General features: G+C 73.5%; 1 pseudogene. It reads left to right on the top strand.

Features of this window, described 5'->3' with window-relative positions:
- Window positions 1-453 (top strand): annotated as a pseudogene (locus tag G3I71_RS47420) (glutamate--tRNA ligase); the annotation flags it as partial.

Genomic DNA, 453 nt, shown 5'->3' on the forward strand with positions numbered 1-453 from the left:
CATCCGGCAGCTGGACCCCAAGGACTTCGCGGACGCCTGCGCCCCCTGGCTCACGGCCCCGCACGCCAATTGGGCGCCCGAGGACTTCGACGCCGAGGCGTGGGCCCGCATCGCCCCGCACGCCCAGACCCGCGTCACCGTCCTGTCGGACATCACCGCGAACGTGGACTTCCTCTTCCGCCGGGAGCCCGTCGAGGACCAGGCGTCCTGGGACAAGGCGATGAAGGGAGAGCCCGCGGCCCTGCTGACCACGGCCCGCGCCAACCTGGAGACGGCCGACTGGTCCGACCCGGAGGCCCTCAAGCAGGCCGTCCTGACCGCGGGCGAGGCCCACGGCCTCAAGCTCGGCAAGGCCCAGGCCCCCGTCCGCGTCGCCGTGACCGGCCGCACCGTCGGCCTGCCGCTCTTCGAGTCCCTGGAGATCCTGGGCAAGGAGCGCTCGCTGGCCCGCAT

The sequence above is a fragment of the Streptomyces sp. SID12501 genome (assembly GCF_010550245.1).
Classification (GTDB): Bacteria; Actinomycetota; Actinomycetes; order Streptomycetales; family Streptomycetaceae; genus Streptomyces.